The organism is Streptomyces griseobrunneus (genome assembly GCF_046713465.1).
In the GTDB taxonomy this organism is placed as follows: Bacteria; Actinomycetota; Actinomycetes; order Streptomycetales; family Streptomycetaceae; genus Streptomyces; species Streptomyces microflavus.
Genome location: NZ_CP177080.1, coordinates 6,298,911 through 6,314,339 on the forward strand (window position 1 = coordinate 6,298,911; position 15,429 = coordinate 6,314,339).

General features: G+C 73.4%; 14 protein-coding genes. 7 read left to right on the plus strand and 7 right to left on the minus strand.

Features of this window, described 5'->3' with window-relative positions:
- Positions 1-239: 239 nt before the first annotated feature.
- The 3 genes from ACK8N7_RS28650 to ACK8N7_RS28660 are packed head-to-tail and all read left to right on the plus strand — an operon-like array spanning position 240 to position 5,442.
- Positions 240-3,254 (plus strand): SCO1167/SCO6262 family helicase, encoded by a 3,015-nt coding sequence (locus ACK8N7_RS28650; protein ID WP_500444483.1) that lies wholly within the window; start codon positions 240-242, stop codon positions 3,252-3,254.
- Positions 3,251-4,651, plus strand: coding sequence for an SWIM zinc finger family protein (locus tag ACK8N7_RS28655; protein ID WP_500444484.1), 1,401 nt, complete (start codon positions 3,251-3,253; stop codon positions 4,649-4,651). Before ACK8N7_RS28650 ends, ACK8N7_RS28655 begins: the two co-directional genes overlap by 4 nt.
- Positions 4,652-4,710: 59 nt before the next feature.
- On the plus strand, positions 4,711-5,442 hold the full coding sequence (locus ACK8N7_RS28660; protein WP_403217925.1) for a DUF7873 family protein: 732 nt from the start codon (positions 4,711-4,713) through the stop codon (positions 5,440-5,442).
- Positions 5,443-5,874: 432 nt separating this feature from the next.
- Here the strand turns inward: ACK8N7_RS28660 and ACK8N7_RS28665 are convergent, their stop codons facing one another.
- Together ACK8N7_RS28665 and ACK8N7_RS28670 are read right to left on the minus strand one after the other, a co-directional pair.
- A complete protein-coding gene (locus ACK8N7_RS28665; RefSeq protein WP_500444485.1) occupies positions 5,875-6,483 on the minus strand; it encodes a cysteine peptidase family C39 domain-containing protein in 609 nt (202 codons plus the stop codon).
- Positions 6,480-7,691 (minus strand): pyridoxal phosphate-dependent aminotransferase, encoded by a 1,212-nt coding sequence (locus ACK8N7_RS28670; protein ID WP_015607874.1) that lies wholly within the window; start codon positions 7,689-7,691, stop codon positions 6,480-6,482. Before ACK8N7_RS28670 ends, ACK8N7_RS28665 begins: the two co-directional genes overlap by 4 nt.
- 86 nt (positions 7,692-7,777) lie before the next feature.
- Between ACK8N7_RS28670 and ACK8N7_RS28675 the strand changes: the two genes are divergently transcribed.
- A complete protein-coding gene (locus ACK8N7_RS28675; RefSeq protein WP_500444486.1) occupies positions 7,778-8,455 on the plus strand; it encodes a winged helix-turn-helix transcriptional regulator in 678 nt (225 codons plus the stop codon).
- A 36-nt stretch (positions 8,456-8,491) separates the two neighbouring features.
- On the plus strand, positions 8,492-9,139 hold the full coding sequence (locus tag ACK8N7_RS28680) for a nucleoside/nucleotide kinase family protein (RefSeq protein ID WP_500444487.1): 648 nt from the start codon (positions 8,492-8,494) through the stop codon (positions 9,137-9,139).
- Between the two features lie 37 nt (positions 9,140-9,176).
- Here the strand turns inward: ACK8N7_RS28680 and ACK8N7_RS28685 are convergent, their stop codons facing one another.
- Positions 9,177-10,085 carry a carbohydrate kinase family protein gene (locus ACK8N7_RS28685; protein WP_500444488.1) on the minus strand — a complete coding sequence of 303 codons (909 nt, stop codon included), beginning with the start codon at positions 10,083-10,085 and terminating at the stop codon, positions 9,177-9,179.
- On the minus strand, positions 10,082-11,014 hold the full coding sequence (locus ACK8N7_RS28690) for a pseudouridine-5'-phosphate glycosidase (RefSeq protein WP_500444489.1): 933 nt from the start codon (positions 11,012-11,014) through the stop codon (positions 10,082-10,084). Before ACK8N7_RS28690 ends, ACK8N7_RS28685 begins: the two co-directional genes overlap by 4 nt.
- Positions 11,015-11,119: 105 nt before the next feature.
- On the opposite strand from ACK8N7_RS28690, the gene ACK8N7_RS28695 reads away from it, so the two are divergent.
- Positions 11,120-11,482, plus strand: a complete 363-nt coding sequence (locus tag ACK8N7_RS28695; RefSeq protein ID WP_403217931.1) for a cupin domain-containing protein — start codon at positions 11,120-11,122, stop codon at positions 11,480-11,482.
- 21 nt (positions 11,483-11,503) lie between these two features.
- Here ACK8N7_RS28695 and ACK8N7_RS28700 read toward each other — a convergent pair whose 3' ends face one another.
- The 3 genes from ACK8N7_RS28700 to ACK8N7_RS28710 form a co-directional block, all read right to left on the minus strand.
- The gene (locus tag ACK8N7_RS28700) at positions 11,504-12,736 is read right to left on the minus strand and encodes an MFS transporter (RefSeq protein WP_403217975.1); all 1,233 of its coding nucleotides are present in this window, start codon (positions 12,734-12,736) and stop codon (positions 11,504-11,506) included.
- Between the two features lie 179 nt (positions 12,737-12,915).
- A complete protein-coding gene (locus ACK8N7_RS28705; protein ID WP_500444490.1) occupies positions 12,916-13,473 on the minus strand; it encodes a methylated-DNA--[protein]-cysteine S-methyltransferase in 558 nt (185 codons plus the stop codon).
- Between the two features lie 70 nt (positions 13,474-13,543).
- A complete protein-coding gene (locus ACK8N7_RS28710; protein WP_403217933.1) occupies positions 13,544-14,434 on the minus strand; it encodes a glycerophosphodiester phosphodiesterase family protein in 891 nt (296 codons plus the stop codon).
- Positions 14,435-14,670: 236 nt separating this feature from the next.
- Here ACK8N7_RS28710 and ACK8N7_RS28715 point away from each other — a divergent pair, with 236 nt between their 5' ends.
- Entirely contained in the window at positions 14,671-15,318 is a 648-nt protein-coding gene (locus ACK8N7_RS28715) for an MHYT domain-containing protein (protein WP_403217934.1), read from the plus strand.
- Positions 15,319-15,429 lie beyond the last annotated feature (111 nt).

The following is a 15,429-nucleotide window of genomic DNA, read 5'->3' on the forward strand; positions in this document are numbered from 1 at the left end:
GCGCGGCCGACCGGGCGACGGGAGGGGGCTCGGAGGTTCACGGGGCATCCGGACGGGGTGCCGCCCATCCATCACTGGGCGTGTCCGTCGCCGGACAGGTTCCGAGTGCGCCGAATACCGCTCCGAACTGCGGTGAAGCGGCTGCGGGACGTGTTGTCACACCCCCCGCCTAGACTCGCAGAGTCAGCACGGACCGTGCTGGGCGTACTGGGCGGATCGGGCGGAAGGGGGTGGCCGTGATGGCGGCACGGGATGCACACGACCTGGGCGGTGGCGAGCTGCGCACCGCCGACGTCGGCCGCCTGCTGCGCTGCGCTGCGGTCTTCCTGCCGGGCCAGGTCCCGAGAGAGGGCCGGATCGCCTTCTGGGACCCGCACGCGGACGCCGGAGCGGCCGCTGGGGACGGGTCCTCCTTCGCCTACGTGGACGGGGCCTACGCGGACGACCGGGCCCCGGCCGACGGTGTGCCCTACAGCGCGGCCGAGCTCACGGTCGTCCGGCGGGATGCTCAGGGCGGGGCGTCCGCCCCGGGGAAGCCCGGCGTCCGGAGCGTCGAGGTGCCCGCCGCGCTGCTCTCCGTGGCCGACGCGCTGCCCGTGCTCGTCCGCGCCCGCCACCTGGCGTCCGCCCACGCCGCCACCCGCTGCTGGGGCGCGGCCGCCCTGCACGCCCTCCACCTGGTCGCACGCGGCAGGCTGCTGCCCGGTCTCACGGCGGGCGGCCACGACGCCTGGCGGGCTGGCCCCCGGGACGCCGAGGACATCGCGCACCTGCGGGCCACCGCCGCGGCGCTGCCGCCCGAGGGGTACGCGGTGCCGCTCCCGGGGCTCGATCCGCCCCGGCTCCCCGACCCGGAGGCCCTCATCGGGTCCTTCCTGGACGCGGTCGCCGACACGCTCCCGCGCACCCCCGCCGCCGCCTTCGCGATGGGCGCGCCCTTCGCCGCCCGTGAGCCCCAGCACCTGCCCCACGCCGCCGCCTGGGCCGTCGAGGTGGCCTCCGGCCTGGACGCGGGGGTGCGGGTCTCGCTGCGGCTCGACCTCTCCGCCTACGAGTTGTTCGACACCGCCGACACCTACGCCGTCACCGCCTCCCGGGAGGACCCCGACCAGGGTGCCCCGGAGCACCCGGACGACCCGGCGGCCCGCCATGCCGCCGCGGCCGTCGTCCAGGTGCACAGCCTCGCCGACCCGACGTACGTGGTCGACGCGGCAGCCCTCTGGAACGGCCTGGCGGGCGAGCCGTTCGGGCCGCGCGCCATGGTCGACGCGGTGCTGGCGCTGCGCCGCGCCGCCCGGGTCTGGGCCCCGCTGGAACGACTGCTGGGGCAGCCCGTCCCCGACGTGCTCGCGATCACCGAGGACGAGCTGTACGAGCTGCTGAGCGATGCGGGGGCCCGGCTGGCGGCGGCGGGGGTCCATGTCCACTGGCCTCGCGAGCTGGCCCGTTCGCTGACGGCGGCCGCCGTCGTGCGGCCCGCGCCCGGATCGGCCACCGACGGCACGTCGTTCTTCGACGCCGAGCAGTTGTTCGCCTTCAACTGGCAGCTGTCGCTGGGCGACGAGCGGCTGACCGAGGCCGAGATGGACACCCTCGCCGAGGCGCACCGCCCGGTGGTGCGGCTGCGCGACCAGTGGGTGGTCGTCGATCCCGCGCTCGTCCGCAAGGCGCGCAAGCGGGAGCTGGGGCTGCTGGACCCGGTGGACGCGCTGGCCGTCGCCCTCACCGGCAGCGCCGAGGTGGACGGGGAGCAGGTCGAGGCCGTCCCGGCCGGAGCCCTCGCCGCCCTCCGTACGCGGATCCTCGCCGACGACACGGTGATCGCACCGCCGCCCGGACTCGACGCGACCCTGCGGGACTACCAACTGCGCGGCCTGGCCTGGCTGGACCGGATGACCTCGCTCGGGCTCGGCGGCTGCCTCGCCGACGACATGGGCCTCGGCAAGACGATCACCCTCATCGCCCTCCACCTGCACCGCGCGCGCAAGGCCCCCACCCTGGTGGTCTGCCCCGCCTCCCTCCTCGGCAACTGGCACCGGGAGATCAACCGGTTCGCGCCCGGCGTCCCGGTCCGCCGCTTCCACGGCACCGACCGGACCCTGGGCGAGCAGGACGGCGGCTTCGTCCTCACCACATACGGCACCATGCGCTCCAGCGCCGCCCAGCTCGCCGCGCACACCTGGGACCTGGTCGTCGCCGACGAGGCCCAGCATGTCAAGAACCCGCACTCCTCCACCGCGAAGGCCCTGCGCACCATCCCCGCCCCGGCCAGGGTCGCCCTGACCGGCACCCCCGTGGAGAACAACCTCTCCGAGCTCTGGGCCCTGCTCGACTGGACGACCCCCGGACTGCTCGGCCCGCTCAAGGCGTTCCGGGCCCGGCACGCCCGGATCGTGGAGAACACCGGGACGGCCGCGGGCCTCGGCAACGAGGAGGCGGTCGAGCGGCTCGCCCGGCTGGTCCGCCCCTTCCTGCTCCGCCGCAAGAAGTCCGACCCCGGCATCGCTCCCGAGCTGCCGCCCAAGACGGAGACCGACCACCCCGTCTCCCTCACCCGGGAGCAGGCCACGCTGTACGAGGCGGCCGTGCGCGAGACGATGGCGCAGATCGAGGGGGCCGAGGGCATCGCCCGCCGCGGTCTCGTCATGAAGCTGCTGGCCTCGCTCAAGCAGGTCTGCAACCACCCGGCGCAGTATCTGAAGGAGGAGCCCACCCGGCTCACCGGCCGTTCCGGCAAGCTCGCCCTGCTGGACGAGCTCCTCGACACGATCCTCTCCGAGGACAGCTCGGTCCTGATCTTCACCCAGTACGTGACCATGGCCAAGCTCCTCTCCGCCCACCTGGCCTCCCGCGCCATCCCCTCCCAGCTCCTCCACGGCGGTACGCCGGTGCCCGAGCGGGAGCGGATGGTGGACCGCTTCCAGTCCGCCGAGGTCCCCGTCTTCCTGCTCTCCCTCAAGGCGGCCGGCACCGGGCTGAACCTGACCCGGGCCGCCCATGTCATCCATTACGACCGCTGGTGGAACCCGGCCGTCGAGGAGCAGGCCACCGACCGGGCGTACCGCATCGGGCAGACCCAGCCCGTGCAGGTCCACCGCCTCATCGCCGAGGGCACGGTGGAGGACCGGATCGCCGAGCTGCTGGAGTCCAAGCGGGCCCTCGCCGACGCGGTTCTCTCCACCGGTGAGACCGCCCTCACCGAGCTCAGCGACCGTGACCTCGCCGACCTCGTCTCGCTGCGGAGGCCCGCATGAGCCCGCGACCGACGTCCGGACCGGCAGCTCGTACGACGCCCGGTCCGCCATCCCGCAGGGCACCCGGTCCCGCCTCGCGCCCCGGCTCGGCTCCTCGCGCACGGCCGGGCCCCGACGATCTGCGGCGCACCTTCGAGGCGGTGCCCGCCCGCACCTCCCAGCAGGGCGAGCCCTTCGCGGACAGCTGGTGGGGCCGCGCCTGGGTGGCCGCGCTGGAGTCCCTGTCGATGGACGAGGCCCGGCTCGCCCGCGGCCGCGCGTACGCCGACGACGGCAAGGTCGCCGCGATCACCGTCACCCCCGGACGCGTCGTCGCCTATGTGCACGGCAGCCGCGCCCGCCCCTACCGCGCCGAGCTGCGGCTGCGCACCTTCACCGACACCGGCTGGGACACCCTGCTCGACGCGGTCGCAGTCCACCCCGGCCACCTCTCCGCGCTGCTGGCGAAGGAGATGCCGCACTCCCTGGCCGACACCGCGCGGGAGGCCGACGTCCGGCTGCTGCCCGGCTCCGACGACCTGGACCCGAGCTGTACGTGCCCCGACCTCGGCCGGCCGTGCAAGCATGTCGCCGCCCTCTGCTACCAGACGGCACGGCTCCTCGACAGCGACCCGTTCGTCCTGCTGCTGATGCGGGGCCGGGGGGAGCGCGAGCTGCTGGACGAGCTGGGCCGCCGCAACGCCGAACACTCCGCCCGCGAGCGCCCCGCCGCCCCCGCCGTCCCTTCGGTCGCCGCGGCGGATGCCCTCGCGGACCGGTACCTGCCGCCGCTCCCGGCGCCCCTTCCCGTACCGCCGAATCCGGGTCAGCCGCCGTCCTACCCGGACCTGCCGGGTGCCCGCGACCCGCTGGGCCTGGACCACCTCGCCACCGACGCCGCGGCCCGCGCCCACGCGCTGCTGACGTCGGGCCGCGATCCGCTCGCCGGGCTCGCCCCCTGGCAGGACGCGGTCCGTATCGCCGCCTCACGCCCGACCGCAGGACTCACCGCCACCACCCGTGCTCTCTACCGGGAGCTCGCCCACGCCACCGGCCGCAACACCACCGACCTGGCCCGCGCGGTGGCCGCCTGGCGGCAGGGCGGCGCCGAGGGCCTCGCCGTCCTGGAGACACCCTGGGACCCGCCGGCCGGCCCCTTCGACCGGGCCAGGCCCCTGCTGGCCGCCGCCGAGTTCCCACGCCTGACGCCCTGGCGCAACCACCTCACCCACCCGGCCGGCACGTTCCAGCTCCGCTTCGGCCACGACGCCCGGTGGTACGGCTACGAGTCCGACCCCGGCGCCGACGACTGGTGGCCGCGCGCCGCCCCGGACCCGGATCCGGTCGCCGCCCTCGAAGCGCTGCTGACCGGTGACCCCGCCCCGGACCCGGAGGCCGACCCTCCGTATGTCCGGTAGGCCGCACGCGCGGTAAAACCCTTGGCCACAGCCCAGTTGGCGCTGTTAGCGTCCTCGACGTGGCGAAACTCAATCAGATCATCGCAGTGGAGAAGGGCGTCAAGTCCAAGGCGCACCAGGACCTGACGGCAGCGCACCACGGCCTGCAGAAGGCCGGACTGCTGGCCGGGATCTCCCGCACCTACCAGCCCAAGGACGAGGAGGGCGAACAGCTTCCGCCCGAGTCGACGCTGGTCCAGGTCAAGGCCGAGGACGTGCTGCGGTCCACCGCCGCCACGCTCACCCGGCTCTTCGATGTGACCGCCACGAAGGACTGGGCGAACTGCTCGGCCAGGGCCGATGTGAAGGTCGACGGCCGGGTGCTGGTGAGCGAGGTGCCGGTGTCGTATCTGCTCTTCCTGGAGAAGCAGTTGACCGACCTCAACACCTTCATCCGCAAGCTGCCGGTGCTGGACGCCGCCGAGTCCTGGGTGCAGGACCCGTCGACCGACTCCTGGAGGACCGAGCCGGTCAGGACGCTCCGTACGAAGAAGGTGCCCCGCAACCACGTGAAGGCGGAGGCCACCGAGAAGCACCCGGCGCAGGTCGAGGTGTACTACGAGGACATCCCGATCGGGTACTGGACGACGGTGAAGTTCTCCGGGGCGCTGCCCGCGCGGCGCGTCAACGAGCTGCTGGACCGGGTCGAGAAGCTCCAGCAGGCCGTGAAGTTCGCCCGCGAGGAGGCCAACGGCGCAGACGTCACCGACCAGCGGGTGGGTGATGCGGTATTCGGTTACCTCTTCGGGTGACCGACCATGGATTCCCCGGCAGCCGGTCAAGGCGGCCGGGGTGCGCGAGGAGCGCAAGCTGAAACTGAGGCTTGTCGTGAAGGCGCGGTTCCAGTGGAGGTTCGACTCCTCCCTCCGGCACGGGCCGGAGTAGCCCAAGCCGGCAGAGGCAGACCGCCGTCAATCTCAGACTATTGCTCCAGACTCAGCATTCGCCGCCGATCGCCGGATCGAACGGGCCCGGGCCCGCGCGCGTCGAGATGCCGGTTCAAGTCCGGCCCGCAGAGCTTCGATCTGCGGTGGTCCAAAGGCAGGACGCGACGACATCATGACTGACCCGGACCCTTAAACGTGCCGGCGTGCCCGATGGGCGGCACACTCAGGGCCCGGAGGCCGGCTACGCCTCCGGGCCCGCTCCCGTTTCCGGAGGTTCCGGTTCCGAGGGCCGGCGCCTCACGTCAGCGACACGCCCCGCCCCGCGAAGAACCGCTCGAACTCCGCCACCGGCAGCACGGCCGACCGCGTCCCCGCGTCCGTCCCCGACGGGTTGTGGAAGTGGAGGCCCGACCCGTCGGCCGTGCGCGCGGTCACCAGCACCAGATGCCCGCCCCGCCCCGGAGCCGGCCGCTCCGGATGCCGGATCCCGTAGTGGACGGAGGCCAGCACGGTCCGGCCCGCGTCCAGCAGCGCGGGGATCGCGTCCACCTCCAGGTGCCGGTGGACCGCGGCCTCACGCCCGTACACCTCGCTGACGTACTCCGCGAAGGGCGCGTAGACCAGGCCCCGGATCGTGCCGTCCCCGTCCTCCGTGTATGCCCCGTACTCCAGCGCCCCGTCCCGCAGCTCGAACAGCGAGGGGGCGTCGGCGCCGAGCGCCATGCGCAGGCAGGTCATACCGCACAGATGACCTGCCCAGCGCGCGTACTCGGCGGGCGAACCCGCTCCCGACTCCGCCCAGCCGGGGTCGTCGGCCGGGTCGAGCCCGCCCTCCACGATCGCCCCCACCAGCTCGGCCGTGGCGAATTGGGTGTGGACGGGGACCGGGCAGAGGGCACAGGTCACTGGCGGTATCCGTTCAGGAAGCGGCCGATGCGGCTGATCGCCGCGTCGAGGTCGTCGGCGTACGGGAGGGTCAGGATGCGGAAGTGGTCCGGGCGCGGCCAGCTGAAGCCGGTGCCCTGCACCACCTGGATCTTCTCCCGCAGCAGCAGGTCCAGCACGAACTTCTCGTCGTCGACGATCGGGTGCACCTTCGGATCGATGCGCGGGAACGCGTACAGCGCGCCCTTCGGCTTCACGCACGAGACCCCGGGGATCTCGTTCAGCCGCTCCCAGGCCCGGTCCCGCTGCTCGTGCAGCCTGCCGCCCGGCGCCACCAGCTCCCGGATGGACTGCCGCCCGCCGAGCGCGGCCTGAATGGCGTACTGCGCGGGGGCGTTGGGGCACAGCCGCATGGAGGCCAGCATGGTGAGGCCCTCCAGATAGTTGCGGGCGTGCTGCTGCGGACCGGACACCACCAGCCAGCCGGAGCGGAACCCGGCCACCCGGTACGTCTTCGAGAGCCCGCTGAAGGTGAGGCAGACCAGGTCCGGGGCGAGGACGGCGGCGCTGTGGTGCTCGGCTCCGTCGTACAGGATCTGGTCGTAGATCTCGTCGGCGAAGACCATCAGCCCGTGCCGGCGCGCCAGGTCCAGAATTCCTTCGAGGATCTCGCGCGGATAGACCGCGCCGGTGGGGTTGTTCGGGTTGATGATCACGACGGCCCTGGTCCGGTCGGTGATCTTCGAGGCCATGTCGGCGAGGTCCGGGTTCCAGTCGGATTCCTCGTCGCAGATGTAGTGCACGGCCTTGCCGCCCGCGAGCGTGGTGACGGCTGTCCAGAGCGGGAAGTCCGGGGCCGGGATCAGCACCTCGTCGCCGTCCTCCAGCAGCGCCTGCACGGCCATGGAGATCAGCTCGGAGACCCCGTTGCCGAGGAAGATGTCGTCCACGCCGACCTCGGTGAGCCCCATGGCCTGATAGCGCTGCGCCACCGCCCGCCGCGCGGAGAGGATGCCGCGCGAATCGGTGTAGCCGTGGGCCTGGGGCAGCATCCGGATCATGTCCTGGACGATCTCCTCCGGCGCCTCGAAGCCGAAGAGCGCCGGGTTGCCCGTGTTGAGCCGGAGCACGCTGTGGCCCGCCTCCTCCAGGGCGTTGGCGTGCTCGATGACCGGGCCCCGGATCTCGTAACAGACCTCGTTGAGCTTGCTGGACTGCCGGAACTCCATGCGGTGCCTCCCCGAGCCGAACTGCGATACTTGGTTTTACCAAGCTTGAGCTTGGAAAGTCCAACAACATGTCTAGACTGCGTCGCATGCCACGTCAGCAGTCCGCCGCCCCACGCCCCGTCAGACGCCGGAGCTACGACCAGTTCTGCGCCACCGCCCGCGCCCTCGACTCCGTCGGCGACCGGTGGACACTGCTGATCGTCCGCGAACTGCTGGCCGGACCCCGCCGCTACACCGACCTCCACGCCGACCTGCCCGGCGTCTCCACCGACGTCCTGGCCTCCCGCCTCAAGGACATGGAACAGGGCGGCCTCGCCGTACGCCGCAAGCTCCCGCCCCCGGCCCCCGCCTCGGTCTACGAGCTGACCGAGCGCGGCCACGGCCTGCTCCCCGTCCTGGCCGCCCTCGCCGAGTGGGGAGCCCCCGCACTCACCGAACGCCGCCCCACCGACGCCGTGCGCGCCCACTGGTTCGCCCTGCCGCTGCTCCGCGCGCTGGCCGGGCTCACGCATGAGGGCGTCCTCGAAGTCCGGCTGGACGAGGGCGTGTTCCATGTCCGTACGGGAGGGGGAGCGGCGGCGGAGTTCGAGGGCGAGCCGTACGGGTTCGGGCCGGCGCCCCGGGCCGACGCCCGCATCACCCTCGACGCCGAACTGTGCCTGGAGCTGGGGCGCGGCGGCGTCACCCTCGCGGAGGCGGTCAAGGTCGGCCGGATCGAGGTGTCGGGCGACGGACCGCTCGCCGCCGAGCTGCGGGGCGAGTGACGCGGGGCCGCGGCTGCCGGGATGGATGATGGAGGCGTGCGACTCGAAGCGATCACCTGGGAACGGCTGGCCGACGAGCTGGCCCGGCACAGCGACGGCCTCTCCGCCGCCGACGGATCACCCCGGCTCACCCTCGGCATCGACGGCGCCCCGGCCGCCCGCACCGGCGACCTGGCCGAACGGGTGGCCCAGGAGCTGAGGTTGCGCGGCCGTTCGGTGCTGGTCGTCCCGATGGAGGGCTTCCTGCGCCCGGCGAGCCTGCGCTTCGAGTACGGCAAGGAGGACCCCGACTCGTACGCCGACAGCTGGTTCGACACCGGGGCGCTCTGGCGCGAGGTGTTCGGGCCGCTGGAGGCGGGCGGCTCCGGGCGCGTGCTGCCCGACCTGTGGGACCCGGTGACCGACCGGGCCACCCGTACGCCGTACCACCCGCTGCCGGAGGGCGGCGTGGTGATCGTGCACGGGCCGATGCTGCTCGGCCGCTGGTTCCCGTTCGCGCTGAGCGTCCATGTGCGGCTCTCGCCGGGGGCGTTGCGGCGGCGCACGGCGGAGGCGGAGCGGTGGGCGCTGCCTGCTTTCGCCCGGTACGAGGACGAGGTGGCGCCCGCCGACACGGCGGACGTGGTCGTGCGCGCGGACGACCCGCTCCACCCGGCGTGGTCGGGGCTGGGCGGTGGCCTCTAGGGGCGGTCTTCGGCGGCCTCTGAGTGCGAGGGCGGTCTTACGTGCGCGGGCGTCCGCCCACCGTCGCCACCGCCTCGGCCCCCGCCCGGCAGCCCTCCGCCGCGGCGGCCCGGTCGTCCGCCCCCGCCAGCAGCGCCGCGAGGAACCCGCCGGTGAACGCGTCACCCGCGCCCGTCGAGTCGACCGGGTCCCGGACCGGCCGGGCGCCGACCCGCCCCGTCACCACACCCCCGGCGGCCACCACCGCACCCCGCTCGCCCAGGGTGACGACGACCCGGGGGAAGAGACGGCTCAACTCGGCAGCCGCGTCCGCCGGTTCGGGCAGCCCCGTCAGCAGCCGCGCCTCGTCCGCGTTCGGCAGCAGCAGCTCGGCCCCCTCGGCGAACCCCAGGAACCGCTTCGGGCCCAGCTCCGCCAGAAACCCCGCCGACGCCGGATCCACGCTCACCGGAACGCCCCGCTCCCGGGCCGTACGTAGCGCGAGCCGTGCCGTGGCGCGGCTCGTCGCGGCGAACAGGAGATAGCCGGAGAGGTGCAGCCACCCCATGCCGTCGAGCATGGAGGGCGCGAAGTCCTCGGTGGCGAGCCGCAGCACGGCCCCGCTGTCGGTGAGGAACGTCCGCTCGGCGGTGGCGTCCACCAGGGAGATGACGGTCGCGGTCGCCACCTCCTCGTCCACCGCCAGCAGCGCCCGCACCCCCGCCCGCTCCAGCGCGTCCCGGTGCCAGTCGGCGGACTCCATCCCGGCCCTGGCCAGCAGCGCCACCTCCCGGCACCCCGAACGCACCGCCCAGCAAGCGACGTTGGCCCCCGCGCCGCCCGGCACGCTCCTGATCCGGGCCGGGGTGTCCGTGCCGTGGGCGAGCGGGGAGCCGTGGAGCGCCACGACATCGGTGACCACGTCCCCCACCACGAGTAGCCCGCTCCCCGCCGCCGGGAGGCTCACCGTACGGCTGCCGCTGCGGCGATCCGTGCCGCGAGCCGCACGTTCCCCCGTACCGCCGCCAGATTCGCCTCCAGCGACGCGCCCTCGGTCCGCCGCATCAGCTGGTCCAGCAGGAACGGGGTGACGCCCTGCCCGGTGATCCCGCGCTCGCGGCACGCGTCGAGCGCCTCCGCGAGCACCCGGTCGTGCAGCGTGGGATCCAACTGGTCCGCTTCCGGTACGGGGTTGGCGACGATCAGCGCGGCCGCAGGGCCGCCCAGCGCCTCCTTCGCCCGGACCACCTCCACCACCTCCTCGGGGCTGTGCACGGTCCAGTCGACCGGCTGCCCGGAGCTGCTCAGATAGAAGCCGGGGAAGTGGTCGGTGCCGTAACCGAGGATGCCCACCCCCAGGGTCTCCAGGCGCTGGAGTGTCGCCGGGACGTCGAGGATCGACTTCACGCCCGCGCAGACCACCGTGATCCCGGTGCGGGCCAGGAGCCGCAGATCGGCCGACTCGTCCTGGCTGTCGGCCCACTCCCGGTGTACGCCCCCGAGCCCGCCGGTGGCGAAGAAGCGCAGGCCCGCCCGCGCCGCCAGGAACGCGGTCGCGGAGACCGTCGTCGCTCCGCTCGCCCCGAGCGCGAGGGCGGGGGCGAGATCGCGGTGGCCCAGCTTCCGGACCGCCGGATCCCCGGCCACCCGCTCCAACTGGTCCTTCTCCAGGCCCACATGGGCCTGCCCGTCCAGGACGGCGATGGTGGCCGGGACCGCACCGGCGGACCGGACGATCCCTTCCAGTTCGACGGCGACGCGGAGGTTGCGGGGGCGCGGCAGCCCGTGCGCGATGATCGTCGACTCCAGGGCCACGACGGGCAGCCCGCCGGCCAGGGCCGCGCGTACCTCGGCGGAGAGGACCGGCTCGTAGGAGGTGTCGGTGTTCTGTGGCATGTCCCCATCCCTGTCGCGGGCAGGAGGGCCGCAAACCATGGGGGGACGGGTTCCGGCCGGTCCTGGTGACGGGTCGGCCGGAAGTGGTCGCTAGGGTGACCGGCCATGACGACAAATGACCAGGCCCCCGCCTCCTTCGCCGTGCACATCCCGGACGCCGAGCTCGAACCGGAACCTCTGGATCCGGCACAGATCCTCTCGGGCGAGCCCGTGGTGACGGGCAAGGTGCTGTGGGAGTCCGCCGACGGCACACAGGTGCGCGGGATCTGGCAGATCACTCCGGGAGTGGTCACCGACACCGAGGCGAACGAGCTGTTCGTGGTCGTCAGCGGGCGGGCGACCGTCGCGGTCGAGGGCGGCGCGACGCTGGAGATCGGGCCGGGGGACGCCTGCGTACTGCGCGAGGGCGACCGGACGACCTGGACGGTGCACGAGACGCTCCGCAAGGCGTACCACATCAGCCTCTGAGACTCGTGGGTCCACCGGGGTCTACGAGGTCTCCTGGGCCTGTGGGTCCGTGGGGCCCTTGAGATCCGCGGTGGGCCTCAGGCTCCGGCGCAGGGCGAGGGCGGCCACCGGCAGCAGCAGGGCGGCACCGACCGCGTTCAGTGGGCCGTACCCCCACTGGGCGACGATCACCCCGGCCGTCGCTCCGCCGATGCCTGCCGCCGCGTTCATGGTCAGGTCCGACAGACCCTGCACGGCTGCCCGGGCCTCCTGCGGTACGGAGTCGGTGAGCAGCGCCGAACCGGCGATCATCCCCGCCGACCAGCCGAGGCCGAGCACGAACAGGCCCAGGGCGGTCTGGCCGTGCCGGGGCCCCGCGGTGCCCGCGAGCAGCGCGGCGGAGCTCAGCAGACCGACCGCCAGGCCGATCACGGAGAGCCGCCCGAACCGGTCGGCCAGCCACCCCATCACCGGCGAGAACGCGTACATGCCCGCGATGTGCCCGCTGATGACCAGCCCGATCAGCTGGAGGTCCGCACCGTGCCCGCCCAGATGGACCGGGGTCATGACCATGATCGACACCATCGCGGTGTGCGACACGGTGACGGCCACCAGGGCCAGCTTGGCCATCGGCGACTCCCGGACGGCCGCGATCCCGGCGCGCAGGGACCTCTTCCGCTCGCCCTGGGGGCTCTGCGGGGCCAGGGCGCGGGCCGTGAGCAGCGGGTCGGGCCGCAGGAGTACGGCCACGACCACTCCGGCGAGCAGGAAGGCGGCGGCCGACCAGAGGTAGGGGCCCGCGGTCTCCGGCACCGGCGTCCCGCGGAACACCCGGCCCGCCGGGGCCGCGATGTTGGGGCCCACCACCGAGCCGATGGTGGTGGCCCAGATGACGGTCGAGATCGCCCGGCCCCGCCGCTCCGGCCCGACCAGGTCGGCCGCCGCGAACCTGGCCTGGAGATTGGCGGAGGACCCGGCGCCGAACGCGGCCATCCCGAGCAGCAGCAACGGGAAGCTGCGCACCACCGTGCCGAGGACGACCAGAGCGCCGCCGAGCGCACCGATCAGATAGGCGAGCACCAGACCGGGGCGGCGGCCGCGCGAGGTCATCAGGGCGGCCAGCGGCAGCGACAGCAGCGCCGTACCGGCGACGGAAGCGGTCGGGGCCAGACCGGACAGGGCCTCGGAACCGGTCACCTCGGTGGCCAGCATCGGAGCCAGGGCGATGCCGATGGCCACACCGAGGCCGCCGAGTATCTGGCTGACGACGAGCACGGCCGATGTCCGGCGCTGGAGGGCGGGCAGCCCGGCGGCCGTGACCGGCGGGACGGCGGAGCGGGGGAGGGGTGGCGTCACCGGCGAAGTGTGCCATCAGATGAACGGCGTGTTGCACCCGTACGGGTGAACCGGCCGCCGAAGCGTCCGGGAATCGCACCAGCCGCTCAGGACGCCCCCTAGAACAGCGGCTGCGGAAGCACTCCCTCCAGCGCCAGCAGCTGCCGCTTCGTCTCCAGTCCGCCCCCGAACCCCCCGAGGCCGCCGTCGCTCTCCACCACCCGGTGGCAGGGCACCACCACCGGCAGGGGGTTGGCCCCCATCGCCGCCCCCACCGCCTGTGCCCCCTCCGGCCGGCCGACCCGTGCGGCCAGCTCCCCGTACCCGACGACCGTCCCGTAGGGCACCCCGGATGCCAGCTCGCGGAGCACCTCGCGGTGGAACCCGGCCGTCAGCGACCAGTCCAGCTCAAGGCCGAAGTCCTGCCGCTCACCCGCGAAGTACGCCGAGAGCCTGCGTATCGGCTCGGCCAGCCGCACCGAGCCGGGCGCCTCCACCGGCTCCGCGCCGAGCCGGGTCCGCAGCTGTGCGAGCGCCGCGTCCCGGACGTCGGGGCGGGCATGGAAGGCCACGCTCACCAGACCGGCGGAGGTCGCGGCGAGCAGCAGCGGCCCGATACCGCTCTCCACGACGGACCACTCGACGGTCGGCTCGCCACCGAGCCCGTAGTTGTTCATGCCGACCACCGTACGACCGGCCACTGACAACGGCCCCGTTCCCTGCTCCGCCGCCCCCCACCCCACCGCGTCAGCGCGTGGCGTCGCGCACCACGTCGGGATAGTTGGTGATGATGCCGTCGACGCCGTAGGCGCGGGCCTTCGCCGCTTTCGCCGCGTCGTTGACCGTCCAGGTGTTGACCCTCAGCCGCTTGCCGTGCGGCCCCTTGAGCCGCTGCACGGCCGCCACGTACTCGGCGCCGATCGTCGCGTACGAGGGATTGATCTGGTCGGCGAACGCCGCGTACGAAGGGAGGTCCGCCACCGCCGGGGTGCCCAGGAAGCCGGTGATGATGTCGGGCCGCAGGGCGTGCACCTCCTTGATGCTGCCGGCGCCGAAGCTCTGGATGACCAGCCGGTCCCTTACGTGCGCGCGGTCCAGCCACCCCTCCTTGCGCAGTACGCGCAGGATGTCCCGCTCGATGCCCGGATAGGTGGACGGGCTCTTGATCTCCAGAAGGAGCTTCTGCCGGTTGCGCTCCAGGCGGTTCACGAACTGGGTGAGCGTCGGCACCCGGGCCCCGGCGAACTGCTTCCCGAACCAGCTTCCCGCGTCCAGCTTCGCCACCTCCGCGGCGGTGAAGTCCTTGACGGCCCACGGCGCGCGGCCGGGGAAGACCTCCTCGACGTCCGTCGTGCGCTTCAGGTCGGTGTCGTGCAGCACGACCAGCACGCCGTCCTTGGTGCGCTGGACGTCGTTCTCCACCCAGTCGACGCCGAGCGCCTTCGCGGCGTCCACGGCGGCGAGCGTGTTCTCCGGTGCGTAACCAGAGGCGCCCCGGTGGGCCACGACGACGGGGCTCGTCTGCCGGTCCGGGGTACGGGCGGCCGTCTCCTGCGGCTGGGCGGCGGGCAGCAGCAGGGCGCCGGCGCCGAGTACGGCCGCGGCGGCGGTGGAGGCGGTAGCGGTGCGTACGAACACGTGGACTCCTCGTATCGGAGTGTGCGGACACGACGAGACTGGCAGCGGCCCACCAACGCCGGGCGGGGCGGCGATGGCCACGGAATGAACGGAATCCGCGCCACCGGAGTGGCCCGGGATACACACCAGGAGGCCGGGAGCACGGTCCCGTGCCGATAAAATGTGTTCCTTACATATGCCTGTCGGACCCCGGGGGATCCCCCTCGAACCCGGGCTTTCTCGAAGGGCGTGCAGGCATGCAGGGAACGGTCGACGGATTCACCCATGGCCCGGTGATCCCGGTCCTGGCTTTCCTCGTGGCCTGTCTGGGGGCCGCCTTCGGACTCCGCTTCACCATCAGGTCTCCCCGCACGGCACGCTCCTTCAGGACCGGCCGGCTGGCACTGGGTGCGCTGTCCATCGGCTCCGGCATCTGGGCCATGCATTTCGTCGCGATGACGGGCTTCACCGTCGTGGAGGCACCGCTCTCCCACGACAAGCCCCACATCCTCGCCGGTCTGGTCGTGGCCGTCGTGATGGCCGGTGTCGGCCTCTTCATTGTCGGGTACCGGGGCGCGACCCGCATGGCGCTGATCACGGGCGGCACCCTCACCGGCCTCGGTATCGCCTCCACCCACTACCTGGGTATGGCGGGCATCCGCTTCCCGGGGCACTTCACGTACGAGACACCCCTCGTCGTCCTCTCGGTCCTGATCGCCGCGGCCGCCGCCACGGCCGCGCTCCGGTTCGCCCTGTCCTCCCGCGCCTTCCTCTCCGGCCTGGGGGCGGCCGTCATGATGGCCGCCGCGGTGACCGGGATGCACTACACCGGCATGGCCGCGCTCGGGGTGCAGCTGCACCCCGCCGTGCCCGGCCTCACCTCCCACCACCACCCGCCGGACTGACCGTCCCGCCCCCGCCCACCGCTCTTCCCGCCCGCCCCTCCGCCGGGGCGCCGGGCCGCCCGGTGACGCCGATCCGAGGCCGTTGTCAGTGGGGGGCCGTACGGTGGTTGC

Bases quoted from the DNA above. Each gene is read 5' to 3' on its own strand.
- ACK8N7_RS28695 (WP_403217931.1), top strand. From the start codon at position 11,120: ATGACGACAAATGACCAGGCCCCCGCCTCCTTCGCCGTGCACATCCCG.
- ACK8N7_RS28675 (WP_500444486.1), top strand. From the start codon at position 7,778: ATGCCACGTCAGCAGTCCGCCGCCCCACGCCCCGTCAGACGCCGGAGC.
- ACK8N7_RS28705 (WP_500444490.1), bottom strand. From the start codon at position 13,473: ATGAACAACTACGGGCTCGGTGGCGAGCCGACCGTCGAGTGGTCCGTC.
- ACK8N7_RS28690 (WP_500444489.1), bottom strand. From the start codon at position 11,014: ATGCCACAGAACACCGACACCTCCTACGAGCCGGTCCTCTCCGCCGAG.
- ACK8N7_RS28715 (WP_403217934.1), top strand. From the start codon at position 14,671: ATGCAGGGAACGGTCGACGGATTCACCCATGGCCCGGTGATCCCGGTC.
- ACK8N7_RS28655 (WP_500444484.1), top strand. From the start codon at position 3,251: ATGAGCCCGCGACCGACGTCCGGACCGGCAGCTCGTACGACGCCCGGT.
- ACK8N7_RS28670 (WP_015607874.1), bottom strand. From the start codon at position 7,691: ATGGAGTTCCGGCAGTCCAGCAAGCTCAACGAGGTCTGTTACGAGATC.
- ACK8N7_RS28650 (WP_500444483.1), top strand. From the start codon at position 240: ATGGCGGCACGGGATGCACACGACCTGGGCGGTGGCGAGCTGCGCACC.